Source organism: Motiliproteus sp. SC1-56 (assembly GCF_017309075.1).
GTDB lineage: Bacteria > Pseudomonadota > Gammaproteobacteria > Pseudomonadales > Balneatricaceae > Motiliproteus.
Window position 1 is genome coordinate 132400 of the sequence record NZ_JAEMGS010000001.1, and the last position, 24433, is coordinate 156832.

Below are 24433 nucleotides of genomic sequence, written 5' to 3' on the forward strand. Positions count from 1 at the left end.
AGCGTTTCAGGCTTGACCGGTCCGAACTGCTGTTTAGCCTTAATAACCGTCACCACTTGCGCAGTTTTTCATGGCGTCACCACCGCAGGCCTCGTAATACCAGGAGCCCGCCGGTGCCCAGAGCGATATCCGCAGGTAGGCGTCCACGTAGTAAGGCTCTATGGTCTGGCCATTATCCCAAGAGCCTTGGGAGGTGCAGGTTTGGGTAATACCGGCGGCTTCCGGGCCGACACAGCGCATATTCACCAGAAACGCCTTGTTTTTCCACCCATGAGGGATGGCGATATGGCAGTTCATGCAGGCCTCGGTTCCCATGTTGCCGTCAGGAATATGGTTCCCGTAAAAGCCGCTGCCGTTGTTGTCGACCTCCGGTTGGTGACAGTTACCGCACAGGCCCAAGTTGTTTCGCGTGCTGCCAAGTCGCGTAATACCGGCGCTGGATGGGGGCCCAGGGTTCCACGGGTTGGTGGAGTCGGTCTTAAGCAGAAACTTGGTATTCGAACCGTGGGGGCCTTGCACGGTGGAACGATCAGCCCCCCCGTTCGTGGTGTCCCAGGAGCCCTCGGCGCCGTGGCAGTCTGAACAGTACATGGTCTGGGCGCCGATGTTGTCGGCAAACGGGGCTCTGAAGTTTACGGGACCGGTTCCGCTGTTGATGCCGCGCCTGGCGCGATCCCTCCCGGTCGGGAACACCACCGGGTGCCAGGAGCGATGGTTGATATCCGGATCAAATAACGGACTACTACCCGGTGGAATATCACGTGAATCTTTAAAGCCGGACGTATCGTTGGCGTTGGTATTGCCCGGCCCCGACGCAACCGGTTCACAGCCACCACCACCGCACAGGTTACCGGCACTATTCCCTCCGCTATCGAAAGCTTCGGTGTTGCCGTCGGCGCCGCCCCCTGTGTTCAATACCTCACCCTGGTCGGTGCCCGATGTTGGCGGGTTAGTGGCGTTGACCGAGAGGAACTCGGCCGCCACGTTGGTGTAATAATCGAGCCCGTTGGTGTTGGCGGCCGTAGCGCCCCCGTGACCACCCAATGGAATATCGGTTTCCGAGCGGCCGCCACTAAGACGGTCGTTCTGGCTGTAGCTGGAGTGGCACTTGAAGCACAGTTGGTACTCCCGGGTCAGGTTGTCATTGAGTTCAGCCTGAGACAGGTCGCTGTTGCCCGGGTCGCCCGACTTGATCTCGAAATCCGCGGCCGTCATCTGCTCCGGCCAGTTGACGCCCAGGCTGGTTCGGAAGAAAGACGGGTTGAGCAGATCGACCCCCCAGGCGCCCCGCAGCACCCCGGAGGCCACATTGCCCTCGCGACCGTCGGCCGGACCCGCGCTGGTTTCATCACGACCGGTCTCGTGAGTCCGCAGCGTATCGTCTCCCAGACCATCGGCGTTGCCGTTGAAGCGCACATTACGCATCACCCGGTGAGGGTTATGGCAATCGGTACACTCGGCGTGGCGGTTAGCATTGTTACCACCGTTTAGATTCGCAGGATCCTCGACGAAATCGGCGTTGTGAATGTCGTGCGCCGGATTCCCGGTGGTGCGCTGATCATCGGTGGTGATGGGCATGCGCACGCTCTTGCCGAATTCGGTTTCGATATTGGGCACCGCATTGGTCGGCGAGCCGCTCGTTTCACTTTTGTTGACCACCGCGTTGGCGCTGGTGGTATGGCACTGGTAGCAGGTCTCCTCCACCGCCGCCTTGCCGCTAGTATCGGCGCCGGCGCGCATCAGCCGCGGCGCGCCAGACTCGGTGTGGGTGTCGTGGCAGTTAAGGCAGGCGGCTTTGTAGACGGGCAGACCATCGGGGAACTCGCGGGTGGCCGCCGGCGTCGTCTTGTAGGTCTCGCCGGCAACGTTTTGCAGCGCGTGGGCGGAGGTTTCCCAGCCATCCTTGTCATGGCAGGCCAGGCAGATGATGTCGTTTTCCTGGCTGTAGGTGCCGGTGGGCTCGGCCAGCTGGAAGCGGTTGAGGCGCAAAAACTTGATACTTTCCCCCAGGTGCTTGCTGCTGTCGGTCTCAGTAATGTGGGGGTCGTGACAGCTGGCACACTGTACCTGCCCGGCATTGCCGCTGCCGGTAGGTTCCAGGGGCAGCTTGGGCTTTGAGGCCAGTCCGTCGGCGCCGCGAACCCCCACCAATGTCTGCCCACCGTCGAGTATTTCCTGCTTGGCGTCGTTGGACGGCTCTCTCAGTTCGCCGTCGGATTGGGCCACGTCGAGATCCAGGTTGATGGAGATGGGATGGTCGTTGGTCAGGTCGGTACCCAGGCGGCGGGTATAACCGTCGGTACCCAGCGGCATGCTGCCGTCTGTCTCGGTGCCAGTCATGGCGATGGTGCCGTCACCCACGTCCTGCCCAGGCTCGTTGCTGACGGTACCGATGGCGATGGTGCCATCGTGGCAGCTCAGACAGAGTTTGGAGCTGCCCTCGGGGGTACCCAGGGATTTACCAGCCAGGGAGGCGGCATCCAACGACGAGGAGCTGTACATCGTATAGGTTTGGCCGCTGAGCGGACGGTTCCACAGCGGCCCGCCGCTGCCGGCATTGGCGCCGTGGGGGGTGTGGCAGAAGACGCAAATTTCGGTGGTTTCGGTGCTCTCCACTCCGCCGGAGTTGGCGGACAGGTTGTGCTTGGTTCTGGCGATATCGGAGACACGGGCCCCCTGCGCCCAGGCGCTGAGGAGCACCAGTGTTGCCGTTACCGCAAGAGCCAGAGTTTTTTTCATCACCACCAATCCGATTTCCCTGCACGCGCGATTGCAGGCGCGATCCAGCGCCCTATTTTAAACGCATAACAATCCTGCGGGTATGCCGCGGGTCAACTTCCACCCAGGTAATCCAGGGCAACCACCCGCCCGTTATCCAAATCCGAGATAAAAACCCGGTCCCGGTCGTCGACAAAGATCCCCGCCGGCAGCTGGAACACGGCCCTTGCGCCACTACCGCCGATAGGCAGCAGAAAGCGCCCCTCGGCATCGAAAACCAGCACGCTGTCCACGAAGGAGTCAGAGACATAGACATGGCCCTGGCTGTCGACAGCGATCCCCTTGGGACGGGTAAAGTCCCCCAGGTAGCGTCCGCGTTTGCCGAAACTGAGCAAGTGCTCACCTTCGGTGTCGAACACCTGGATGCGGGCGTTCATGGAATCAACCACGTGCAGCCGGTTACGGGCAAACGCCAGGTGGATGGGGAAGTTGAACTCCCCTGCGCCCACCCCCCGTTGCCCAAAGGTGTCAAGCAGCTCACCCTTGTCGCTGAACACCTTGATGTCGTGGTCCTGGGTGTCCGCCACGTAGATCCGGCCCCGTGCGGGATCGCGGGCAATTCCGGTGGGCCGGTTCAGCACTCCTTTACCAAAAGTTCCCTTGGGTTGCCCCTCTCGGTCCAGGCGCGCCACCAGCCCCAGGTCAGCGTCGGTCACCAGCAGGTCGCCGTTGCTCGCCTTCACCAGGGCGACCGGCGTGATAAAGCGCTCGCCGTCAGGGGTGGCCCGGGTCCAGATCGGCAGGGCACCGCCGGTGGAGGCCGCATAGAGCGGGTCAAAGACAAAAATCCCCCCCCAGCCCACGTCCGCCACGTAAAGGGCGCCCAGCTCATCGCTCAACACGCCCTGGGGCGACTGCAGTTGCCGGCTGGTGTTGTCCTGGAACACGCCGGCGACCCAGTAAAGGGCCTTGGTGAAGGCGGCCGAGGCATCGTCCTCAAAGGAGGCATTCAGGTTCTGTTCGCCGTAGTAGAGGCCCGCCAGCCGATAGCGGGCCGTTTCTCCGCCGCGGGGCCAGGTCGGACGTTCGTCCAGGGGGATGGCATCAACCGGGTTCTGCAGCGAATAGTTGGGGCCGGCGCAGGCACCCAGCAGCAGGGATAACAGGCAAAGGAGGACGGGGCCTAGACCGATTCCACGGTTTTTCATCATGCGCGCGTTTACACCTCTCGCCCGACCGCCTTGAAGGCGCCATTCCATGGCAAACGTACGGATACTAAAGGGGTCCTGCCTCGATATCAACAAATGAGGGCCAACCACCCGACCTTTACCCGCCCAGAACGGCAAGGGGGTCAGGCCCCACCAGCCGTGAGTGAAGGGCGAGCAGCAGACCGTAAAGCACCAGGCCGCCACCGATGCGCGCCGGACCGATTCCGGACCAGTCCACCGAGGCGATGGAGGGCCAATTCCCTGTCCCCTCGCGCCAGACCGCCCACTGTTCGACGCGGAAACGCCGCCGGCGGTTCCCCTCGATGGTGCGGGTGCCGGTGAGGCTCAAGAGCAGCAACAGGCCGAACAGCACCACCGCCGCCAGATCACCGTTGGCGGGCATGTGACTGCCAGCCCAAAGCGCCAGGGCCCACATCACCGGGTGGCGGGTCAGGGAGACGATCCCCGGCCGCCCCGGGTCGTAGCCTTGGGCGCCAAGCCCGAGCGAAAAGGGGTTGGATGAGCTGAGACCCGCTACCAGCAGGATGCAGGCAAAGGGCATCACCAGCACCGGCACCCAGGCAGTCGCCGGGTGCCAGGGCCAGAGCAGCACGTAGGGGGCGCTGGCGAAGGCGTGACCAAGCCAGGCGAGAACAGCCAGGGAGAGCAGGCTGTAACCGAGCAAAAATCCCCGTTCGCCCAAGCGCTGCTCCAGCCTCCCGCGCCAGGACGGATGCATGGGCAGCAGGTGGCTGAACACGAACACACCGGCGGCGACCAACAACTCAATCAAGGCCAGCGCCCCTCACTAGGCCTCCGCTCAGGCCGCGCTCAGTAATCGATCGCGTCCTTGAGTTCGCGCAGCCCCGCCATATCGTGAGGGACCGGGTGGTCGCCGAAATCGAAGTGGTTGTGGAAGTCCTTCATCATCGCCTTGAAGGCGCTGAGCATGTAACGGCGCTTGAAGCCGTCGGGCAGTTCCAGCACCTCCTTCATCTTGTTGCCGTAGAAGGTCATGTAGCAGCGGGCGAGTTCGCGGTGCACCTGGTCCAGGGACATGTTGTCCGGCTCGATGATCGGTGTCATCAGGTTGTACTTGGACCAGTCGTGGACCCGGATACGGCTCTTCATCTGCTTGTAGAGCGGGGTGAAGGGCATCGGCGTGATGAGCGGAAAGACCGCGATATCGGGGTTGAGGCGGATCGCCTCGTCGATGGTGGCGCTGACGCTCTCGGGGGTGTCCTCGGGGAAGCCGATCATGAACGAGGCCTCGGTCATGATATCCACCTCGCGCAGCAGGTCGATGGCCTCCTTGTTCATGTCCACGCTGGTGCCCTTGTTGAGGCTGTTGAGGGTGGTGTCGTCGCTGCTCTCGGCGCCCAGGTACATGTGAATAATGCCGGCGTCGCGGTACTTGTGCAGGATATCGGCGTCGCGAATGATGTCCTCGACCCGGGTCTCCATCAGCAGCCGTACCGGAATTTGGGCCTCGATCAGCAGGTCCAGCTGGTGCTCCCAGCGTTCCCGATCCTTGGTGGGATAAGGGTCGATCAGGGTGATGAACTCCACCTGGTAGGTGTCCACCAGGTGGCGGATCTCCTCGATCACCAGTTCCGGCGAGCGCACCCGCCAGTCGCCGCGCCAGAACACCCGGTGGGAGCAGAAGGAACAGTCCATCATGCAGCCGCGGGTGGTCATGATCGAGGCCATGCGCCCCCAGGGCTCGATGTTGTAGTGGTAGTCCTCCCAGTCCAGCAGGTGCCAGGCGGGCTGATAATCATCGAGGTTTTCGATGTGGGGGCGCAGGCGGGTATTGACCACCTCCCCGTCATCGATAAAGGCCAGCCCCTTCACCTCGCGCCAGTTGATGGCCAGCCGCTCCGTATCGCTCCACAGGCGCAGCATCTCGGCAAAGGTGGCCTCGTTCTCCCCGCGCAGGACAAAATCCGGCGGCAGGCGCTCGGCGGTGAGAATCTCCTGGTACATAAAGGTGGGGTGGGGGCCCCCGATCAGGGTGGTGATCGACGGATCCACCTCCTTGGCGATCGCAAGCGCTTCCAATGCCGCCGGCACCGTGGCGGTGCTGATGGCGCCGGACACCGGCAGGTAGTCTAGGGAGACCACGCAATCGGGCCGGTAGCGCTGGATCTCGGCGCGCACCTCGTCAAAGGTGACGTACTTGTTCATGGCATCGAAGATTTTCGCCTCGAAGCCGGCCTTGACCGCCACGCCGGCCAGGTAGGCCAGCTGCAGCGGTGGCCAGGTGCCGATCACCTGAACCCCCCAGCAGTGATAGGGAGGCGCGATAAAGAGAATCTTTTTCATCACAAACTGCTTAAACCTGGACAATCACGGGTGGACGCGGCTGCGCCGGATGGAGTGACATATCTTAACTGGAACCGGAGGGCTTTTCCCGCTCTTTGTCCCCGTTCTGGCCCTGTTCCACCAGCTGTTCGATGCCCTCACCGCAGGGACAGTCCGCCCCCATGGTCTCCATGTCGGCCTCGGGCGAGCGCGCGGGACCGTTGGCCGTCGGGTTCGGCACCGGCGCGGGAGCCCGCGGCTGGCGCTTACCCAAGGAGAGCAGCCCCATCTTGAAGCGGATGGAGAAGTTAACGTAGTTCTCCAGGAAACGGAAAATGCGATTGTCCCCCATGGGCCCCACGGTGCGCTCGGCAGGCAGCAGAGAGACCTTGCCGTCCTCGACCTGGGCGCGACCGATGATACGGAAGCTGCCGTCCTCCAGGGCCACCCCCAGGTTGTCGCTCTGCACCCCCAGCACGGTGGGCAGGTTGGCCAGATCGAAGTGCCGCAGCAGACCCACTTCGCCCGCGGGCAGGGGCTCGAGGGTGTGCGGGTCCACCACCTGGGTACGGGTCCAGGGGGGCGGGATCATGCGCCGGGGACCGGGCCGCAGGCCGTGGGTGCGATCGTGCAGGGGATTTTCAAAGTAGTTGGTGGCGCTTTCGGCCATGCCCAGCACGTTGATGCAGTGATCGGCCTGAATCCTCAGGATCTCTTCGGCCATGCGGTAGTACTGGTTACGGTCCATCTCCCCGAAACGGCCCCGGTAGCCGCCGCCGTCACCGATGCGGCTGCCTTCGGGCAGGCGGAAGGAGAGGCCGCGCTTTTGGCACGCCTGAAAGAAGTAGACAAAGGCCCCGGTCGCGCCGATAAAAGCCACCGGCTGGCCGCTGCGCTCGGCCTCGGTCAGGGCCTCCACCATGCCCTTGATGTCGATGCCGCTGCGCTCCAGCAGAAAGCGGCTGTTGTCCGCGCCGAACCGGACCCGGGTCTCCTCCATGCCCATGGCCATGCCCATGGAGGGGGCCATCTGCGGGCTCGGGGCCAGGATCAGCACCCGGCAGCGGGGCTTCCCCGCGGCCTCGCGGGCCTTGAGGTCGGGAAACAGGTAGGCCTCGGTCATCACCCGGTTGGCGGCGAAAACCAGTTCCCGGCCCTGGGCGTCGCGGAAGATCTGGCCCCGCTTGTTGGCCGTGGTGCCGGAGGTCAGCTGTGCCATCACCGCCTCTTCCTGCGGGAACGAGGTGACCAGGGTGTCCTTGAAGGCGTTGGTGGGAAAGGCCGGGATCTGCTCCCAGCGGTCGACGTTCTCCGGCGTCACGCCGCGGGCGTCGCAGTATTCGCGGAACGGATCATTGGCCCGGTACTGGTAGGCGAACAGGCGCAGCGCCAGCGGCTCAAATGCCGCCGCATCCCCGTTGATGCCCGCCTCGATCCGCGCACCGATGGCGGCGGCCAGCGCTTCGCGCTCCGCAGTCAGTGCGTCCATACGTAGCTCATGATGCTGCCACCGATGAAAGCGGTTCCCAGCACCGCGTGTTTGACGATCAGCATCTGCTTCTTCACCTGCCAGTTGTCCTTGCTGATGCCACCGTCGCCGCGGCGGTCAAACAGGAAGCGGAACAGCCCGGTCAGGCAGACCAGCAGCAGCGAGACCCAGCAAAAGGTAAAGAAAAAGCTGTTGAGCTCCGCCAGCCAGGGGCCGGGCGCCCCCAGTTCCGCGGCCTTGACCTTGAGCACGTAGAGGGTGACGAAGCTGCCGAACCAGAGGCCGGTAAAGAGGTCATGGCTGAAGTTATTGAGCAGGATAAGCCAGGGTTTCAAGCGATCTCTCCGAAAGGGCGCGAGAAGCGCCGGTTACTGTTTTTCGACCTGGCCCAGCCAGCTCGCGTCGGGACGCTGCTGCAGGCTGAGCAGGCGGTGGCCGGTGGCCTCGCACCAGGCGGGCAGGTCGTCTTCGATACCCGGATCGTCCGCCAGCAGCCGAAGCGACTCGCCGCTGGCGAGGGTTTCCATTCGTTCCTGGAGACGAATAAGCGGCAGGGGGCAGCGCAGCCCCCGGGCATCAACCTCGGACGTGCAGGTGATATCGCTGGTCGTGATGGATGACATGAAGGACGTTTAACCCGGCCCCGTGACAAGGAAAGCGGGGCCTGTGGCAGTCCCGCGCTGCGGGCCAGCATACTGTATCGCGCCCGCGCCTGGCAACGCGGCCCGGGAAAGGGGCGAACCCGTTCCCGGGTGAGCCGGGATCAGTCTTCGAAGTCGTAATCGATCAGTGCTTTGCGCAGGCGCTTGCGCTCGAAGTGATCCTCGATGGCGCGGCGGGCCTTGAGGTTGCGGTCGCAGGCGGCCTTGCGCTCGGCCTGCTGGGTTTCGGAGTCGAGCTCCATGAAGATATCGAAAATCTGGGACTGCAGGTTATTCAGCTGGGGGTCGTTTCGCATCATGGTCATCACTCCATGCCAACTAGCAATCAAGCGGGACCCACCTTAAACGCCTTCTGTGACGATACGGCGACAACTCCGGTCCCGTAACCTCCTAAATACCTCAGTTTTGGTGCAAAAATCAAATCTGTGTCGGACGCAGCGGTTGCGTTAAAGACTTTTTGAGGGCGAGAACCCGCTCAATTCTTGCGCAGCGGCGGGCGTTTTTCGTTCTGACGCAAGGAGCGCAGGCTGCGCCGAATGGTCTTGAGATGATCGATGACCCCGGGACCCAGGCGCATCGCCAGCCCCACCGCAAGGACATCAATAACCACCAGGTGGATAACCCGCGAGGCCATCAGTGCGCTGAGGTCCCGGTCTTCCTCCAGGTCGATGTGGATAGGGATGGTGGCCAGCTCTGAGAGGGGGGTGTTGCTGGGGCAGAGGGCAATCACCTGGGCCCCCTGCTCCAGGGCCAGCTTGGCCGAGTGCAGCAGGTCCTTGGTGCGGCCCGTCTGGGAGATGGCCACCACCACGTCCCCCTCGGACAGGGTCACTGCCGCGATCGCCTGCAGGTGCGGGTCGGAGTAGGAGACGGCCGTGACCTTGAGCCGATAGAACTTGTGCTGGGCATCGGTGCAGACCGCGGCCGAGGCGCCAAAACCGTAGAACTCGATACGCTTGGCCTGGGCCAGGGCGTCGATCGCCTGCTCCAGGGTCTCGGCGTCGAGGGTCTCCCGCACGTTGATCAGGTTGCCCACCGTGGAGTCAAAGATTTTCTGTTTGAAGTCGCTGACGCTGTCCTTCTTGTCCAGGGAGAACTGCTCGAAGTTGGGGCTGGTGGCCAGCCCCTGGGCCAGGGTGAGTTTGAAGTCCTGAAAACCGTCGTAGTGCAGCGCGCGGCAGAAACGCACCACGGTGGGCTCGCTGACCTGGGCTTCGGAAGCCAGGTCGACAATGCGCATGTGGATGATCTCGTTGGGCTGGGCCAGCACGTAGTCAGCCACTTTCTGCTCTGACTTGCGCAGGCTGGGGCGCGCCTCAGCGATCGCTTTGAGAAGGTTAACGGTGTTCAAGGATGGTCTCGTGCTGCTGTTTCGGCCCGGATTGCCGAACCCGTTGAATCCAGACGATTTGACTCGCGCCGCCGGACTGAGGCTGAAGCATATTCAATTGCCCAACGCACCGCCAGTGTTCCACGTTTTATGGTGCAACGCAACATTCAGCAAGCGCTGCTTTCAACTGGCTGATTCCGATATTTTTTGTGCCGATGGGCAAATTGCGGCATTTATCATTCCATGCTAGCTTGGCAAAAACTAAAAACAACAAGGGGAAGCATTTGTGAAACGTCGCGAACTCATCAAAGCCCTGGGACTCGGCACACTGGCTGCGGGCACCCTCGCCGCCTGCTCTCAAAAGCCCGAAGAGGCCAAGCAGGAAACCAAGAAAGCCGAAACCATCGAGTGGAAGATGGTCACCACCTGGCCCAAGAACTTTCCGGGCCTGGGTACCGGTGCTAACAACCTCGCCAAGCTGATTGAGGAGATGAGTGGCGGGCGCATCAAGGTCAAGGTCTACGGGGCCAAAGAGTTGGTGGGCGCGCTGGAAATCTTTGACGCTGTCTCCCGAGGCACCGCTGAAATGGGTCACGGCGCCGCCTACTACTGGAAAGGCAAGAGCCGCGCGGCACAGTTTTTTGCCGCCGTGCCCTTCGGACTGACCGCCCAGGAAATGAACTCCTGGCTTTACCACGGTGGCGGCATGCAACTGTGGGAAGAAGTTTACGCACCCTTCGGCCTGATCCCCGCCGCCGCCGGCAACACCGGTGTGCAGATGGGCGGCTGGTTCAACAAGGAGATCAACTCTGTTGACGACCTGCAGGGCCTGAAAATGCGTATTCCCGGCCTCGGCGGAGAGGTGCTGAAGCGCGCCGGCGGCACCCCGGTGCTGCTGCCCGGCGGTGAAATCTTCCCGTCCCTGCAGTCTGGCGCCATCGACGCCACCGAGTGGGTCGGCCCCTACAACGACCTGGCGTTCGGTCTGCACAAGGCGGCCAAGTACTACTACTACCCTGGCTGGCATGAGCCCGGCACCACCCTGGAGAGCTTTATCAACAAGGAAGCCTTCGAGGCCCTGCCGGCGGATCTGCAGGTGATCGTCCGCAACGCCTGCCGGGTGGCCAATCAGGACATGCTGGCCGACTTTACCGCCCGCAACAACGCCGCCCTGCAACAGCTGGTGAACGAGCATAACGTGGAGCTGCGCAAGTTCCCGGACGAGGTGCTCAAGCGACTCAAGGAGCTCTCCGACGAGGTGGTCGCCGAAGAGGCCGAGCAGGACGAACTGACCCGCAAGGTGTACGACTCCTTCCGCCAGTTCCGCGACCAGGCCGAGGCCTACCACGCCATATCCGAGAAAGCCTACCTGGAGGCTCGCAGCCTCTAGTCCTGAGTCGCAGTACGCAGGACCCAAGGGCCGCCGCTGGCGGCCCTTTTGTTTGCGCGCCCTTTGCGTTTCCCGCCCGTCTCTCTAGCGCCCGTTAGCGCGCCAAGCCGTCGATCACCCGCTCCAGACGCCAGAGCTCACGCCACTGCCGCCGCGCGCTTGCCCCTTTTGCGGCCAGGTGGAAGCTGCGGGTGGCTGCTTCCAGCTCCGCCATTCCCAACAGTCCCGCCAGGCCGCTGAGCTGATGGGCGTGATCGCGCATGGCTTCAGCATTGCGTGCAACAAACCCGCGGTGAATTCCCTCGACCTGGCGCTGAAGCTCCTCGTGGAGCGCCTGGGGGGTGATTCCATAGCTCTCCAGGCGCGGAGGCCCCGAGGCTGCGCCGCCGGACGGCACTGTCGTCGCTGACGGGTTGACCCGCTGGCGGATGCACTCGATCAGCCGTACCTCGTCGATGGGCTTGTAAAGGATGCCGTCGATACCGCTCCGGCTGAAGCTCTCCTCGCTCCCGGCCATCACATCGGCGGTCAGGGCGATAATCGGCACGCGGGCACTCGGGGCTGGCAGCGCGCGAATACGGCGCGTGGCCTCAAGCCCATCCATATCCGGCATATGCAGGTCCATCAGCACCAGGTCGAAGGAGCGGTTCGCAACCTGGTCAAGGGCCTGGCGGCCGTTCTCCGCCAAGGTCACCTCGGCTTTGCGGTATTCCAGCATGCGCTGCAGCAACACGCGGTTGAAGCGATTATCCTCAACCACCAGAATGTGCAGCCCCGCGAGCACCGGTCCCGGGTCCGGCGTATCGCCTACCTGCTCTGGCAACGGACCGGGGAAGGAGTCGATCGTGGCCAGCGGCAGCCGGGCCCAGATTCGGGTCCCGACGCCGGGCGAGCTGTCCAGCCCCACCTGCCCCCCCATCAGTTCCACCAGACGCTTGGTGATAATCAGCCCCAGGCCCGAACCGCCGTAGCGGCGACTGATTGACATATCGGCCTGGGCAAACGGGGCGAAAAGCCGCGCTTGCTGGGCCGAGGGTATTCCTGGCCCCGTGTCCTTCACCTGCAGCTCCAGGTTGATCCCCGAGGCAGCCCGCTGGGAAACGAGCAGCATCTCGACCGTGCCGGCCTCGGTGAACTTGACCGCGTTACTGACCAGGTTGGTCATCACCTGGCGGATGCGCATGGGGTCTCCAACCACCTGACTGGGCAACCCGGCCGGCGCGCGCCATGTCAGATCAAGCCCTTTTTCCGCCGCCAGTGGACGGTGCATGGCCAGGATATCCTCGGCGGCCTGGGCGAGCGAGAAAGGCACCTGCTCCAACACGATGGCGTTGGCCTGCAGCTTGGAGAAGTCCAGGACGTCGTCAATCAGGGCGAGCAACAAACCGGAGGTGCGCTGAATAATCTCGCTGTACTCCGTCTGCTCGTGATCCAGCCGGGTACGCTGCAGCAGTTGTCCGAAGCCGAGCACCGAGGTCAGGGGCGTTCGGAGCTCGTGGCTCATGCGGGCCAGAAACTCGCCCTTGGCGCGGTTGGCGGTCTCCGCCCGCGCCCGCGCCTCTTCCAAGGCCCGGTTCTTGTCCTCCAGCTGCCCCAGGGTGTCGCGCAGGGCGCGGGTCGCCTCATCCACCTCCACGCGCAACAGGGACTGGTTGTGCTCGACCCGGTCGGCGAGGCTGTTGATGCCCCGCTGCAGCTCGCCCAGCTCACCGGCACTGCCCTCTCTGGCACGTGCCTTGAGCTCGTCTGCGCCGAGCCGGTTCACCGTCTGCACCAGGTTCTCCAGTGGCCGGGTGATGCTCAGCCCGATGCTGCGCGAGAGCAACAGGGTCAGGGCCAGCCCAGCCAGGGTGATGATGATCCCATCCAGCAAAATCTCTGCCTGGCGCGCCTTGAGGGCGTCGTCATTGACCAGCACCACCACCCAGCCGAGGCGCCGCTGGGTGTTGGCGGTTTGAGCAAAATCATTGATGGCCATATCCGAGGCCAGCACCGGGGCATGGAACGCCCAGAGCCCCGACGCCAGCTGATGGAACGGCTGCTGCAACTGGTGCCGGTGCTCGGCCGGCAGGTAGTCATAGGGCTGAGGGCCGGTGCGGTGAACCAGCTCCAGCTGGTCGTTGACAAACAGCACCTCGGTCAACTCCGGCCGTTCGTTCAATCCACGGGTGAGGGATTCCAGGTCACGGGTATCGCCGGTAAACAGGGCAAACTCGGAACCGGCAGCCAGGTAGTGCGCTAAAGCCTGGCTGTTTTCGAACAGGCTCTCCCGCTCGTGCTCAAGACGGGTCTTGATCATGTAGCCGGACAGCACCAGGGTAATGAGGATCACCGGAAGCAACCCCAACAGCAACACCCGTTGATGGATCCCGAACCTGACGGGCAAGCCGAGTCGCTTCATGGTGCGAGCCTCCTTAGCTGGTCCGCCAGCGCCTGCGCGGGTGGCAGGGTGAGACGCAGTGAACGCGCCGTGGTCGGGTTGACGCTGACCTCAAACAGCTCCGGGTGCGAGGGGGCTGCCAGCTCCCCGTCAGCGAGCCAGTGCCGCGCCCGCATGGCTGCCTCACGGCCCACGGTGGCGGTGGTGCTGAAGACCGCCGCTACCGCCCCGGCCTCCACGTAGCGCCGGGAATAGGCCACCAGGGGAATGCGCTGGCGCAGGGTCATCAGCAGAATCCAGCGCGCGGTACGGCGATTGAACACGGCGCTGTCGGGTACCGCCAGAAAAGCATCACTGCTGGCAATCACGGGGCTGAGCTGCTGAATGGGGTTGGCATCCGGCCCCAGGATGCTGACCAGCAGATCGAGCTGGAGCCGGCTGGCAGCCTGCTCAAGAGCGGCCTGATCCTGGATCGAACGAGGACCGAGCACGGTACCCAGGGTACCGGCGTTCGGCGAGATGAGCTTGGCCAGGGCGAGCTGTCGCTCAAAAGGCTGTTCAAGATAGAGCGCGCTCAGGCGCCCCTCTGCCTGCGCCTCCCTTGCCCCGGGCGAGGCCTCGAGCAGCACCTCGAACGCGTTGCGGGGGATAAAGACGCTCAGGGTCGGCGGCCGTTCCGGCACTGCCAGCGCGCGCCGGGTGGCGCGAGTACCCAGGGTAATCAGCAGATCCACCTGCTCCAGCCCGGACGCGGACAGCTCGGCATCGGCGTCGAGTACCCGCCAGGACCAGTCGCTGTCATCACCCAGCTCGACGGTCAACGCCTCCACCAGCTGCCGGTATAGCGGCTGGTCCTCGCTGGGCAGCAGCAACAGTCGCGCGGCCATTGCCTGGACCGGCAACACCAGAAGCAGCCAGAGCGCCAGCAGGCACCTGCCGCGACTAGCGCGGTGCAGCTTTATCATGGGGTACAACCGTTTCACCCATTACAGTGGTTGCTCTTGCTGCGAATCTAAACATCGCGCGCCTGTTGATCAGGCGCGGGCCAGTACCTCACCAACCAGGCAGGTAATCCCTTCGGCCGCCTCGGAGATGGAGTTGGCCAGCATATACGCGGGGGTGGTGACCAGGTTCCGCTCGGGGTCGATCACCACCTCGTCGACGCGGGCCGGACGGTGCCGGCCTCCCATGGCGGTGATGGCCTCGGCCACGTTCTCGTCCTCACCGATGGTGCAGATGACGTCCTCCCCGAACAGCCGCGGCGCCAGTGCCGGGGCAATGCAGACCAGCCCCACCGGCTTGCCCGCCTGGTGGATGGCTTGCACAAAGGCCAGGACCTGCTCGTTGACCCGGCACTCGGCGCCCTTGAGGGCGAAATCGGACAGGTTCTTCGCCGCGCCGAACCCGCCCGGAATAATCAGGGCGTCGTACTCATCGGGCTTGGCCTCGGCAAGATCGATAATCTCCCCGCGGGCCAGGCGCGCTGACTCGGTCAGCACGTTGCGGCGCTCATCCGCCATGGGCTCTCCGGATCGGTGATCGATCACGTGGTGCTGTTCCACGTTGGGGGCCATGCACTGGTAGCAGGCGCCCTGCTGCTCCAGCTGGTAAAGGGTCATCACCGTTTCGTAGATCTCCGAGCCGTCAAAGACGCCGCAACCCGCGAGTATGACTGCCACCTTCTTCATCGCCTTCTCCTTTTTGCCGGTAGGGGGCCGAGGCCGTATGAAATTCCATTCTAGACGCTTTGGTATTCAGTGCAGGCTCAGGTACAGGGTCAGGTAGGCGCGGGTGTCGAAACGGTTGCGCGCGTGAAATTCCGCGTACTCGCCGCCCAGGTTCTGCACCAGCAGAGCGATGCTGGCATCACTTCTGCCCAGGCGCAGCTGCCGGGCCAGGCGCAGATCGAGGCGGGTGTAGCCGGTCAGGTCGGAGCCGCCGATCCAGTCGACGTCGCTCTGGCGATAGAGGGCCGCGCTGAGTCGGTAGTTCTGACCCAACTGCTGGCTGCCAAGCAGGGCCAGGTTGTGCCGGGGCCCGCGGTCATCAAAGTCAAAGATGGGGTTCGCGGGGTCATCCAGCGGGCCCGGTGTCATGCCGCCGTCCAGCTCCAGGTAACTGTAGGCCAGGGCCAGCCAGCGGCCCGCGGAGGGGCGGTAGCGCGCCTCTACCTCCAGGCCGCGCGTGTCCCAATCCGCGTTGTTCACGTTACTCGAAGGGTCGACCTGGGAGAACAGAGGCGCTTGGGCATCGATCAGGGTGGCGCGCCCGATGCCGTCGCGGATTTGCTCCCAGAAAAGCTTCAGGTCCAGCTCCAGGTCGCGGGAAGGCCACTGGCCCAGGTAGCCAAGCTCCAGGGCGCGATTGGTTTCAGCACCGAGGCTAGGATCGGCGTGACGCAGCCACAGGAGCTGGGTACCGTTGCTGTGGAACAGGCGCGAATCCTGCCGCGCTTCCACCAGCGACGGGGCACGGTGGGCAAGCGTGTAGCTGGCGCGCAGGGTGTGGGCCGGGGCGAGCCGATAGTTGAGTCCCAGGCGCGGCGAAAGTTCGGTTTCGGTGAACTTGCTGTGCTCGAGCATAGCTCCCAGGTTCCAGACCCAGCGCGGGGCGGGCTTCCACTCCAGGTTGCCAAAAGCGCGCCAGAACCAGGCCTGCTCACTGCCACGGGTGGAGAAGACGGCGCTGCTCTTGCCCTTGTCGAGGCGCGCTCCCGCCCCCCAGAGCACCCGCAGTCCGTGATGCGGGGTGAAGGTGTGCTGCAGTTCCAGGTCGTAGCGCCGGGAGGCACCGTGCTCCAGGTTGGCGATAATGGGTTCGTCGGGCACCCCGAGGGCGGCCAGCGTCGCCGGCGGAATACCGAGCCCCTCGGACAGCAGCCAGGTTTCCATCTCGTAGTCCAGGTAATTGTGGTGGGCGTTCAACTGCAGCTCGCCCCCCGACATCAGGTCCCGCCGCCAGCTCAGGGACTGGTAGAAGTTCTTGAAATCACGCCGGTTGATATCGCTGAAGGCATCCCCCACCCCGTGGTGGCCGCCGCTGAACCCCAGCTGCAGGTCCAGGGTGTCGCGCAGGCTGGGGGTCATCACCCCCCGCAGGCCGAAATAGCCGCTCTCGCCGTCATCATTCACCTCAAAGCCGTCACTGTCCCGGTAACCGGCCGAGGTGCGCAGGCTCAGCGTCTCGAGCTGTTGGCTGTGGCTCAACTCCAGCCGCGCGCTGTCGGCGCTGCCCCCCTGGGCGATGGCCCGGGTGCCCTGAAAGGCCACCGGGTTGCGGGTGATGATATTCACTGCTCCCTGGAAGGCGTTGGAGCCCCAGGTAGTCACCGCCGGCCCCCGGGCCACCTCGATGCGCTCGATATCGGCGATGCCGATCCCTAGGGCGCGCCAATCCACGGAGGAGAATGAGGGCAGGTAGACTGAACGGCCGTCGACCATGATCTCCAGGCGGCCGGGATGGGGGGCGCCCAGACCGTGGGCGGTGACGCCGAACTTGTGGCCGTTTACGTGGTAAGCCTGGAAGCCGGGAACCAGGCGCAGCAGGTCAGCGATTTCCCGGGCCCCCGAGGCCTCGATCATCGGTCGATCGATCAGGGTGACCGCGGCGGGCACCTCGAAGCGGTGCTGGCGCATGCGGGTAGCGGTCCGGGTGGACTCAAGCTCGGCCAGGTAGTCCGCCTCTGTCAGTGGCGGCGGGGCCGGCTCCGCCGCCAGCGTGACCAGGGGCAAGACGCCCAACAACAATACACCGACGGCTGCCTGTCTGCGTTTACGGCTACTGCTCACCCCTGACTCCTGTCACCAATCCCACTACATTTAAGGGGGCATGCTAGCACGGGGCTACCGGTATGGGCTATGCGCCGTGCTCGGTTTTGGTGCGCGTGCAGCCGCGCTGTTTTCGCGTTGCCGGAGGTGCGCTATGATTCGGGCCCCACCCAAGGTCGTTTCGCGGCCACCGGCGAGCCAACAGAGGAGATGGACGTGTCCTTCAACAACAGCCAGCGATTCTTTCCCGATACTCGAATGCGGCGTATGCGCCGGGACGACTTCTCGCGCCGCCTGATGCGCGAGACCACCCTGACCCCGGACGACCTGATCTATCCCGTGTTTGTTCTGGAGGGAGAGAATGAGCGCGAGTCCGTTGCCTCCATGCCGGGGGTCGAGCGCCTGAGCATCGACCTGCTGCTCAAGGAAGCCGGCGAGCTGGTAAGCCTGGGAGTGCCGGCGGTCGCGCTGTTTCCGGTAACCCCGGCGCACAAGAAATCGCTTTACGCGGAAGAGGCCTACAACCCCGACGGGCTGGCCCAGCGGGCGGTACGGGCCCTGAAAGACGCCTACCCGGAGCTGGGAGTGATTACCGACGTGGCGCTGGATCCCTTCACCACCCACGGCCAGGACGGCATCATCGACGACGACGGTTACGTGCTCAACGACCGCACCGTGGAGACGCTGGTCAAACAGGCGCTGTCCCATGCCGAGGCCGGGGCCGACATCGTCGCCCCCTCGGACATGATGGACGGGCGCATCGGCTCGATCCGCGATGTGCTCGAGGACGGCGACCACGTCAACACCCGGATTCTGGCCTACGCCGCCAAATACGCCTCCGCCTACTACGGCCCCTTCCGCGACGCCGTGGGTTCGGCGGCCAACCTGGGCAAGGGCAACAAGGCCGGCTACCAGATGGACCCGGCCAACAGCGACGAGGCCCTCCATGAGGTCGCCCTGGACCTCTCCGAGGGCGCCGACATGGTGATGATCAAACCGGGTATGCCCTACCTGGATATCGTGCGTCGGGTAAAGCAGGAGCTGAAAGTGCCCACCTTCGTCTACCAGGTGAGCGGCGAGTACGCCATGCACATGGCGGCGGCGCAGAACGGCTGGCTCGACGAGGAGGCGGTAATGATGGAGTCCCTGGTCTGCATCAAGCGCGCCGGCGCCGACGGTATTCTCACCTACTTCGCCAAGCGGGCAGCCCAGGTCCTCAACCGCTAGCGTCCGTCCCTGCCGGGCGGCCCCGGTCAGCCGCCCGCAGCCCGCTCCTCGGCGATCAGGTCGGCAAAGCCCTCCCGGTAACTGGGGTAAATAAAGCGGTAGCCGCTGGCCTGCAGACGACTCGAATCACAGCGCTTGCTGCCGGTGCGCAGGCGCTGGCTGAAGTCCTCGTAGCGCTCGGGCGCCGGCAGCGGCAGCGCCAACGCCTGGCGCAGCCACTCCAGCACTTCGTGGTAAGGGCTGGGATGGGGGTCCGACGCCAGATAGAGACCGGCCACTTCCTGGCCATCCAAATCCCGCCGAATCAGGAAATCCAGAATCCCCACCGCGTCATCCCGGTGAATCCGGTTGCTGTAGAGCACCGGTTCGGCCGCGCAGGCCACCCCCGCCTTGACCCACTCCAGCAACCGCCGCCGCCCGGGGCCGTAGATCCCGCTCAGACGCACCGCCGTGGTGGCCAGCGGCGCTTCTTCCAGCAGCCGCTCCGCCTCGAGCATGGCCTGCCCGGAGAACGAGGTGGGCCGGGTGGGGCTGGTCTCGTCCACCCACTCGCCGTCCCGCTGGTGATAAACGGCGCTGCTGGAGACGAAAAAACAGCGTCGCGGCGCTGTCTGCCGGCCCTGCAGCGCCTGCAGCACGTTGCCCAGCCCCTGCACGTAAACCGCCCGGTAGCAGTCCGCGTCAAAACGCGGGGCGGCCACGCTGTAGACCAGGTAGTCGACATCACGCGGCAGCCCGGACAGGGTCTCGGGACGGGTGACGTCCCCGGCCACCCCCTCGATCGCCGCGGGCAGGCCCGCGATCTGCCTTTTCAGGCCGATGCAGCGGTGCCCCTGCCGCGCCAGCGTCAGCCCCAGGTGGCTGCCGATGTCCCCACATCCGACCAGCAGAATAGTTGCCATGGTTAGCCGATCCTCTTATAACCCTTCAGGAATCACTTGAGCATAACAGCAGGGGCATACCAAAATACTCCCCTGTCAGCATCGCCTTAAATCGAGACCACGATCACCCCGAACGGAATCCCCCATGACCCTGACCGAACTCCGCTACATCGTCAGTCTGGCCCAGGAACGCCACTTTGGCCGCGCCGCGGAGCGTTGCTGCGTCAGCCAGCCGACCCTCAGCGTCGCGGTCAAGAAACTGGAGGAGGAGCTGGGGGTGCCCCTCTTTGAACGCAGCAAGAGCTCGGTGCAGCCCACCCCCGTGGGCGAGCGTATCGTCAGCCAGGCGCAGAAAGTACTGGAGGAGGTCCAGGGGATCAGCGAGCTGGCCCATGCCGGCCGCGACCAGCTCAAGGCCACCCTCAAGATCGGCGCCATCTATACCGTGGGCCCCTACCTCTACCCGCACCTGGTGCCGGCAATTCGCGACTTGGCCCGGGAAATGCCGCTGTACCTGGAGGAGAACCTCACCGAGGTGCTGCGGGAGAAGCTGCACCGCGGGGAGCTGGACGCCATCGTCATCGCGCTGCCCTTTGAGGAGGCCGACGTGCTGGTGCGCCCCCTCTTTGACGAGCCTTTCGTCATGCTGCTGCCCAGCGGCCACGAGTGGGACGGGCAGGCCACGGTCGACCCGCAGGATCTGCACCAGACCCGCCTGCTGATGCTCGGTGAAGGGCACTGCTTTCGCGACCAGGTGGTGGAGACCTGCCCCGGGTTGCAGCGCCGCGAATCCGGCGCCCTGATCACCGAGGGAGGGTCCCTGGAGACCATCCGCCACATGGTCGCCGGCGGGCTGGGCGCCAGCGTGATACCGCAGTCGGCGGCGGTGGGGCTGCAGGAGTCACCGGAACTGCACCTCAAGGCCTTCGACCCGGTCCCCTCCCGCACCCTGGCCCTGGCCTGGCGGGCCAGCTTTCCCCGTCCCAAGGCCATCGAGGTGCTGCTGCAGAGCATTCTGCAATGCCGCGAGCCGTTTCTGGACGGGCGCCCGTGACCTCCGCCCTCCGTTCGCTGGAGCAGATCCCGGTCAGCCGCCTCAAGGGGGTGGGGGCCGCGATGTCCGACAAGCTCGCCAAGCTGGGGCTGGAGACCGTCCAGGACCTGCTCTTCCACCTGCCGCTGCGCTACCAGGACCGGACCCGCATCAAGCCCATCGGCCAGCTGCGCCCGGGCGACGAGGCGGTAATCCAGGGCACCCTGGTCAGCTGCGACCTGGTGATGGGGCGCCGGCGCAGCCTGCGCTGCCGCCTGCGCGATGCCACCGGCCAGGTGAGCCTGCGCTTCTTTCACTTCAGTGCCGCCCAGAAAAACGCCCTTAAACCGGGGCTGGAGCTGCGCTGTTTCGGCGAGGCCCGGCCGGGACCCGGGGGGCTGGAGCTCTACCACCCCGAGTACCGGGAGATCGCCCAGGAAGCGCCGGAGCCCACCGAGCAGCGCCTGACCCCCATCTATCCCCTCACCGAGGGCGTCACCCAGGGCCGCCTGCGCAACCTCTGCGCCCAGGCGCTGGAGCTGCAGGTCCAGCAGTGCGGCCTGCGGGAGTGGCTACCCGAGGCGCTGCAGCAGCGCTTCAGCCTGATGCCGCTGAACGAGGCCGTCACCTACCTGCACCACCCGCCGGTAGACGCGGATCTGCACCAGCTCAGCGAGGAGCGCCATCCGGCGCAGCGGCGGTTGGCTTTTGAGGAGCTTCTGGCCCACCACCTCAGCCTGCTGCGCCTGCGCCAGCAGCAGCGCAGCCAGGGGGCGCCGGCGCTGAATGCCAAGGGCGAGCTGGAACAACGTTTTCTCGCGCAGCTCCCCTTTGCCCTGACCAAGGCGCAGCAGCGGGTCTATCAAGAGGTGGGAAAAGACCTGGCGAGCCCGGCGCCGATGTTGCGGCTGGTGCAGGGGGACGTGGGGTCCGGCAAAACAGTGGTGGCGGCCCTCGCGGCCCTGCAGGCGGTGGAAAACGGATACCAGGCGGCGGTAATGGCGCCCACGGAGATCCTCGCCGAACAGCACTTCAGCAACTTCCGGGCCTGGCTAGAGCCCCTGGGGCTGACGGTCGACTGGCTCGCGGGCAAGCTCAAGGGGCGCAAGCGCAGCGAGGCGCTGGCCCGAATCGCCGGCGGTGAGTCACCCGTGGTGGTCGGCACCCACGCCCTGTTTCAGGAAGAGGTTAAGTTTCACCGACTCGGCCTGGTGGTGGTGGACGAGCAACACCGCTTCGGGGTGCATCAGCGCCTGGCCTTGCGGGAGAAGGGGGAAGCCGGGGGCGGCCAGCCGCACCAGTTGATCATGACCGCCACCCCCATTCCCCGCACGCTCACCATGAGCGCCTACGCCGACCTGGACTGCTCCATCATCGACGAGCTGCCCCCGGGACGGACCCCGGTCAACACGGTGCTGATCGCCGACCAGCGACGGGATGACGTGGTCGAGCGGGTGCGGGCCGCCTGCCAGCAGGGCCGCCAGGCCTACTGGGTCTGCACCCTGATCGAGGAGTCCGAAGCCCTGCAGTGCCAGGCCGCCGAAGCCACCGCCGAGCACCTGGCCGAACAGCTCAAGGGGCTGCGCATCGGGCTGGTCCACGGGCGCATGAAGGCGGCCGAGAAAGCGGCGGTGATGGCCGCGTTTAAGGGCCACGAACTGGACCTGCTGGTGGCCACCACCGTGATCGAGGTGGGGGTGGACGTACCCAACGCCAGCCTGATGATCATCGAGAACCCCGAGCGGCTGGGGCTGGCGCAGCTGCACCAGCTGCGGGGGCGGGTCGGCCGGGGGTCGGTGGCGAGCCACTGCGTGCTGATGTATCAGAATCCCCTCTCGCAACAGGGACGGGAGCGGCTGCGGGTGATGCGCGAAACCAACGACGGCTTTCGCATCGCCGAGAAAGACCTGGAGATCCGCGGCCCGGGCGAGGTACTGGGCACCCGCCAGACCGGCATGATGCAGTTCAAGGTGGCGGACCTGGAGCGCGACGCCGACCTGCTGACCCGGGTCAAGGCCGTGGCCCAGGAGCTGGCTGAAGACACCCCACGGGTGGACGCCATCATTCGTCGCTGGCTCGGCCGTGGCGAGCGCTATGCCCAGGTTTAAGGGCTTGGTTTAAGGGGCTAAGGGGCGCGGCGCAGCTCGATCTGCAGCGCCTCCCGTCCCGGTAGACGTACCAGAGCACCGCCCTCCTCCAGCAGCGTCACCGTGGTCACTTTTTCCGGGGTGCCCTGCACCCAGAGCATGACTCGATCGCCTTCACGGCGGTAACGGACGTTCTCGATGCGCACCGAGGTGCCGATCACCGCGTTCCCCATCTCATAAAAGTCTTTCCCGAACAGCAACGCCCCGTCGTAAGCGGTGTTGGGATCCCCATCCACCACCGTTCGCGTGTGCCAGCGCCCCATCAGGGCATCGGGGCCGACGGCCGGCTCATCGCCCTTAGCCACAAGGGGCGGGCGTACGCTGGCAAGGAACAAGCCGATCAGCACCAGCAGCGCGCCGAAAGCCAGGACAGCATAAGTGGCTTTGCGGTGATCGTGCATGGTCTGGCTCCTTGAAGGTTAAGGCCAAAAGATGGGTAGGCTCGCGTTCACGCCCACAGGGGGTAGAATAGGCCCTTTTCAAACGAGGCACCCTTTTACCATGCCCCTGAGCGAGCAACAACAGCAACTGATCGAACGCCAGCTTGGCCGCCCCCCCCGGGGGATTGTCGCCGTCGCCCACCAGACTGCGTCGGGGCTGCCGGTGGTGCTGCAGATGCGCTCACTGGTGGACGAACAGCCCTTCCCCACCCTGTACTGGCTCTCATCGAAAGATCTTTACCGGGAGATCAGCCGCATCGAAACCGCCGGCTGGGTCAAGGCGATGGAAGCGGAGCTGGCCCGGGATGCCGACTTGCGGGCCCGCTACCGCCGGGACCACGAAGCCTACGTAGCGCGCCGCTGGGCGCTGATGGACGCCGGGGATCGGGCGCGCATCGAGGCCCTGGGCTTTGCCCGGCTGTTCGACGAGTACGGTATCGGGGGCATCCGCCAGTGGGACAAGGTGCGCTGTCTGCACATGCACTACGCCCATTACCTGTGCGACGGCAACCTGATCGGGGAACGAATGGAAGCAGAGTTCGGGCTGTCGCAGCTGGCCCTGACGATCTGAGCCGCGGGGAATACGAAGGAAGGGAAAGGAAGGACCGGGCGTGATTCGCCCGGCCCTGAAAGCCGTTACTGGCCCTGCAGGCGCTTGTACTTTTCCATCAGCTGCTCTTCCGTCTCCTCGTGATCCGGATCCTTGGGGATGCAGTCCACGGGGCACACCTCGACACACTGGGGCGTGTCATAGTGGCCCACGCACTCCGTGCACTTGGCCGGGTCGATCTCGTAAATCTCGTCACCCGGGGTAATCGCCTCGTTCGGGCACTCGGGCTCACATACGTCGCAGTTGATGCACTCGTCAGTAATAATCAATGCCATTTTTTGGCTACCTCTATACGCGGATTCAGGAGCACCGGCGTTAAGCCCGGTGCTGCTTCAAGACTTCGACCACGGCCGGATGCACAAACTGGGAGACATCCCCCCCGAGGCTGGCGATCTCGCGGATCAGGGTCGAGGAAACGAAGCTGTATTTCTCGGCCGGGGTTAAAAATAGACTCTCGATCTCAGGGGCCAGTGCCCGGTTCATATTGGCCAGCTGAAACTCGTATTCGAAATCGGATACCGCCCGCAAGCCCCGCAGCACCACGTTCGCCTGCTGCTGCTTCATGAAGTCGGTCAGCAGTCCGTCGAAGCCAACCACCTCCACGTGATCCAGGTGCGCCACCACTTCCCTGGCCAGCTCCACGCGCTGCTCCAGCGGCAGCAGCGGTCGCTTCTTCGGACTCGCCGCGATGCCCACCACCACCCGGTCAAACAGGCGTGCCGCCCGGGTCACCAGGTCGGTGTGGCCATGGGTAATGGGGTCGAACGTTCCCGGGTAGACAACGATATTCATGAAAAAATTCACCGTGTGCCGATGGGTGAGGCAAGCGGGCCTCAAACGAGGCCGA

The 24433-nt window shown here is 64.6% G+C and carries 23 protein-coding genes; 6 read left to right on the plus strand and 17 right to left on the minus strand.

Features of this window, described 5'->3' with window-relative positions:
- Window positions 1–39 precede the first annotated feature (39 nt).
- The 9 genes from JGZ97_RS00675 to hexR all read right to left on the minus strand — a co-directional run bounded on the left by JGZ97_RS00675 (window position 40) and on the right by hexR (window position 9732).
- The gene (locus tag JGZ97_RS00675) at window positions 40–2739 is read right to left on the minus strand and encodes a cytochrome c3 family protein (RefSeq protein ID WP_207060668.1); all 2700 of its coding nucleotides are present in this window, start codon (window positions 2737–2739) and stop codon (window positions 40–42) included.
- Between the two features lie 92 nt (window positions 2740–2831).
- Window positions 2832–3929, minus strand: a complete 1098-nt coding sequence (locus JGZ97_RS00680; RefSeq protein WP_207060669.1) for a 6-bladed beta-propeller — start codon at window positions 3927–3929, stop codon at window positions 2832–2834.
- A gap of 115 nt (window positions 3930–4044) precedes the next feature.
- Window positions 4045–4719, minus strand: coding sequence for an NnrU family protein (locus tag JGZ97_RS00685; protein ID WP_207060670.1), 675 nt, complete (start codon window positions 4717–4719; stop codon window positions 4045–4047).
- 38 nt (window positions 4720–4757) lie between these two features.
- Window positions 4758–6251 carry a B12-binding domain-containing radical SAM protein gene (locus tag JGZ97_RS00690; protein ID WP_207060671.1) on the minus strand — a complete coding sequence of 498 codons (1494 nt, stop codon included), beginning with the start codon at window positions 6249–6251 and terminating at the stop codon, window positions 4758–4760.
- A gap of 64 nt (window positions 6252–6315) precedes the next feature.
- Window positions 6316–7719, minus strand: a complete 1404-nt coding sequence (locus tag JGZ97_RS00695) for a hypothetical protein (protein WP_207060672.1) — start codon at window positions 7717–7719, stop codon at window positions 6316–6318.
- Window positions 7707–8054 (minus strand): hypothetical protein, encoded by a 348-nt coding sequence (locus tag JGZ97_RS00700; protein WP_207060673.1) that lies wholly within the window; start codon window positions 8052–8054, stop codon window positions 7707–7709. The genes JGZ97_RS00695 and JGZ97_RS00700 overlap by 13 nt, the downstream gene beginning before the upstream one ends.
- 33 nt (window positions 8055–8087) lie before the next feature.
- Window positions 8088–8342: a sulfurtransferase TusA family protein gene (locus JGZ97_RS00705; RefSeq protein ID WP_207060674.1), complete on the minus strand. Its 255-nt coding sequence runs from the start codon at window positions 8340–8342 to the stop codon at window positions 8088–8090.
- Between the two features lie 140 nt (window positions 8343–8482).
- Window positions 8483–8680: a PA3496 family putative envelope integrity protein gene (locus tag JGZ97_RS00710; RefSeq protein ID WP_207060675.1), complete on the minus strand. Its 198-nt coding sequence runs from the start codon at window positions 8678–8680 to the stop codon at window positions 8483–8485.
- Window positions 8681–8856: 176 nt separating this feature from the next.
- Window positions 8857–9732 carry a transcriptional regulator HexR gene (gene hexR / locus JGZ97_RS00715; protein ID WP_207060676.1) on the minus strand — a complete coding sequence of 292 codons (876 nt, stop codon included), beginning with the start codon at window positions 9730–9732 and terminating at the stop codon, window positions 8857–8859.
- A 10-nt stretch (window positions 9733–9742) separates the two neighbouring features.
- Here hexR and JGZ97_RS00720 point away from each other — a divergent pair, with 10 nt between their 5' ends.
- Complete coding sequence (locus tag JGZ97_RS00720) at window positions 9743–9961, plus strand: hypothetical protein (RefSeq protein WP_207060677.1); 219 nt, start codon at window positions 9743–9745, stop codon at window positions 9959–9961.
- A 36-nt stretch (window positions 9962–9997) separates the two neighbouring features.
- Window positions 9998–11101 (plus strand): TRAP transporter substrate-binding protein, encoded by a 1104-nt coding sequence (locus tag JGZ97_RS00725; RefSeq protein WP_207060678.1) that lies wholly within the window; start codon window positions 9998–10000, stop codon window positions 11099–11101.
- Window positions 11102–11195: 94 nt separating this feature from the next.
- Here the strand turns inward: JGZ97_RS00725 and JGZ97_RS00730 are convergent, their stop codons facing one another.
- The 4 genes from JGZ97_RS00730 to JGZ97_RS00745 form a co-directional block, all read right to left on the minus strand.
- On the minus strand, window positions 11196–13502 hold the full coding sequence (locus JGZ97_RS00730; protein WP_207060679.1) for an ATP-binding protein: 2307 nt from the start codon (window positions 13500–13502) through the stop codon (window positions 11196–11198).
- Window positions 13499–14446, minus strand: a complete 948-nt coding sequence (locus JGZ97_RS00735; protein ID WP_207060680.1) for an ABC transporter substrate-binding protein — start codon at window positions 14444–14446, stop codon at window positions 13499–13501. Before JGZ97_RS00735 ends, JGZ97_RS00730 begins: the two co-directional genes overlap by 4 nt.
- A gap of 69 nt (window positions 14447–14515) precedes the next feature.
- Entirely contained in the window at window positions 14516–15169 is a 654-nt protein-coding gene (gene elbB / locus JGZ97_RS00740) for an isoprenoid biosynthesis glyoxalase ElbB (protein ID WP_207060681.1), read from the minus strand.
- A 66-nt stretch (window positions 15170–15235) separates the two neighbouring features.
- Complete coding sequence (locus JGZ97_RS00745) at window positions 15236–17269, minus strand: TonB-dependent receptor domain-containing protein (protein WP_207060682.1); 2034 nt, start codon at window positions 17267–17269, stop codon at window positions 15236–15238.
- Window positions 17270–17464: 195 nt separating this feature from the next.
- On the opposite strand from JGZ97_RS00745, the gene hemB reads away from it, so the two are divergent.
- Complete coding sequence (hemB, locus tag JGZ97_RS00750; protein ID WP_207060683.1) at window positions 17465–18475, plus strand: porphobilinogen synthase; 1011 nt, start codon at window positions 17465–17467, stop codon at window positions 18473–18475.
- A 26-nt stretch (window positions 18476–18501) separates the two neighbouring features.
- Here hemB and JGZ97_RS00755 read toward each other — a convergent pair whose 3' ends face one another.
- Window positions 18502–19377 (minus strand): SDR family oxidoreductase, encoded by an 876-nt coding sequence (locus JGZ97_RS00755; RefSeq protein WP_207060684.1) that lies wholly within the window; start codon window positions 19375–19377, stop codon window positions 18502–18504.
- A 124-nt stretch (window positions 19378–19501) separates the two neighbouring features.
- Between JGZ97_RS00755 and JGZ97_RS00760 the strand changes: the two genes are divergently transcribed.
- Together JGZ97_RS00760 and recG are read left to right on the plus strand one after the other, a co-directional pair.
- The gene (locus tag JGZ97_RS00760) at window positions 19502–20410 is read left to right on the plus strand and encodes a hydrogen peroxide-inducible genes activator (RefSeq protein ID WP_207060685.1); all 909 of its coding nucleotides are present in this window, start codon (window positions 19502–19504) and stop codon (window positions 20408–20410) included.
- Window positions 20407–22497 carry an ATP-dependent DNA helicase RecG gene (gene recG, locus JGZ97_RS00765; protein ID WP_370583973.1) on the plus strand — a complete coding sequence of 697 codons (2091 nt, stop codon included), beginning with the start codon at window positions 20407–20409 and terminating at the stop codon, window positions 22495–22497. Before JGZ97_RS00760 ends, recG begins: the two co-directional genes overlap by 4 nt.
- A gap of 17 nt (window positions 22498–22514) precedes the next feature.
- Here the strand turns inward: recG and JGZ97_RS00770 are convergent, their stop codons facing one another.
- Window positions 22515–22937 (minus strand): hypothetical protein, encoded by a 423-nt coding sequence (locus JGZ97_RS00770; RefSeq protein ID WP_207060687.1) that lies wholly within the window; start codon window positions 22935–22937, stop codon window positions 22515–22517.
- 100 nt (window positions 22938–23037) lie between these two features.
- On the opposite strand from JGZ97_RS00770, the gene JGZ97_RS00775 reads away from it, so the two are divergent.
- A complete protein-coding gene (locus JGZ97_RS00775; protein WP_207060688.1) occupies window positions 23038–23547 on the plus strand; it encodes a DUF501 domain-containing protein in 510 nt (169 codons plus the stop codon).
- Window positions 23548–23612: 65 nt separating this feature from the next.
- Here JGZ97_RS00775 and JGZ97_RS00780 read toward each other — a convergent pair whose 3' ends face one another.
- Both JGZ97_RS00780 and coaD read right to left on the minus strand, forming a co-directional pair.
- Window positions 23613–23861 (minus strand): YfhL family 4Fe-4S dicluster ferredoxin, encoded by a 249-nt coding sequence (locus JGZ97_RS00780; RefSeq protein WP_207060689.1) that lies wholly within the window; start codon window positions 23859–23861, stop codon window positions 23613–23615.
- Between the two features lie 40 nt (window positions 23862–23901).
- Window positions 23902–24378, minus strand: coding sequence for a pantetheine-phosphate adenylyltransferase (coaD, locus tag JGZ97_RS00785; protein WP_207060690.1), 477 nt, complete (start codon window positions 24376–24378; stop codon window positions 23902–23904).
- Window positions 24379–24433 lie beyond the last annotated feature (55 nt).

Excerpts from the sequence above, each read along its gene's own strand:
- JGZ97_RS00675 (WP_207060668.1), bottom strand. The coding sequence starts at position 2,739 with ATGAAAAAAACTCTGGCTCTTGCGGTAACGGCAACACTGGTGCTCCTC.
- JGZ97_RS00680 (WP_207060669.1), bottom strand. The coding sequence starts at position 3,929 with ATGATGAAAAACCGTGGAATCGGTCTAGGCCCCGTCCTCCTTTGCCTG.
- JGZ97_RS00690 (WP_207060671.1), bottom strand. The coding sequence starts at position 6,251 with ATGAAAAAGATTCTCTTTATCGCGCCTCCCTATCACTGCTGGGGGGTT.
- JGZ97_RS00695 (WP_207060672.1), bottom strand. The coding sequence starts at position 7,719 with ATGGACGCACTGACTGCGGAGCGCGAAGCGCTGGCCGCCGCCATCGGT.
- JGZ97_RS00705 (WP_207060674.1), bottom strand. The coding sequence starts at position 8,342 with ATGTCATCCATCACGACCAGCGATATCACCTGCACGTCCGAGGTTGAT.
- JGZ97_RS00710 (WP_207060675.1), bottom strand. The coding sequence starts at position 8,680 with ATGATGCGAAACGACCCCCAGCTGAATAACCTGCAGTCCCAGATTTTC.
- JGZ97_RS00730 (WP_207060679.1), bottom strand. The coding sequence starts at position 13,502 with ATGAAGCGACTCGGCTTGCCCGTCAGGTTCGGGATCCATCAACGGGTG.
- JGZ97_RS00735 (WP_207060680.1), bottom strand. The coding sequence starts at position 14,446 with ATGATAAAGCTGCACCGCGCTAGTCGCGGCAGGTGCCTGCTGGCGCTC.
- elbB (WP_207060681.1), bottom strand. The coding sequence starts at position 15,169 with ATGAAGAAGGTGGCAGTCATACTCGCGGGTTGCGGCGTCTTTGACGGC.
- JGZ97_RS00755 (WP_207060684.1), bottom strand. The coding sequence starts at position 19,377 with ATGGCAACTATTCTGCTGGTCGGATGTGGGGACATCGGCAGCCACCTG.
- JGZ97_RS00760 (WP_207060685.1), top strand. The coding sequence starts at position 19,502 with ATGACCCTGACCGAACTCCGCTACATCGTCAGTCTGGCCCAGGAACGC.
- JGZ97_RS00770 (WP_207060687.1), bottom strand. The coding sequence starts at position 22,937 with ATGCACGATCACCGCAAAGCCACTTATGCTGTCCTGGCTTTCGGCGCG.
- JGZ97_RS00775 (WP_207060688.1), top strand. The coding sequence starts at position 23,038 with ATGCCCCTGAGCGAGCAACAACAGCAACTGATCGAACGCCAGCTTGGC.
- JGZ97_RS00780 (WP_207060689.1), bottom strand. The coding sequence starts at position 23,861 with ATGGCATTGATTATTACTGACGAGTGCATCAACTGCGACGTATGTGAG.
- coaD (WP_207060690.1), bottom strand. The coding sequence starts at position 24,378 with ATGAATATCGTTGTCTACCCGGGAACGTTCGACCCCATTACCCATGGC.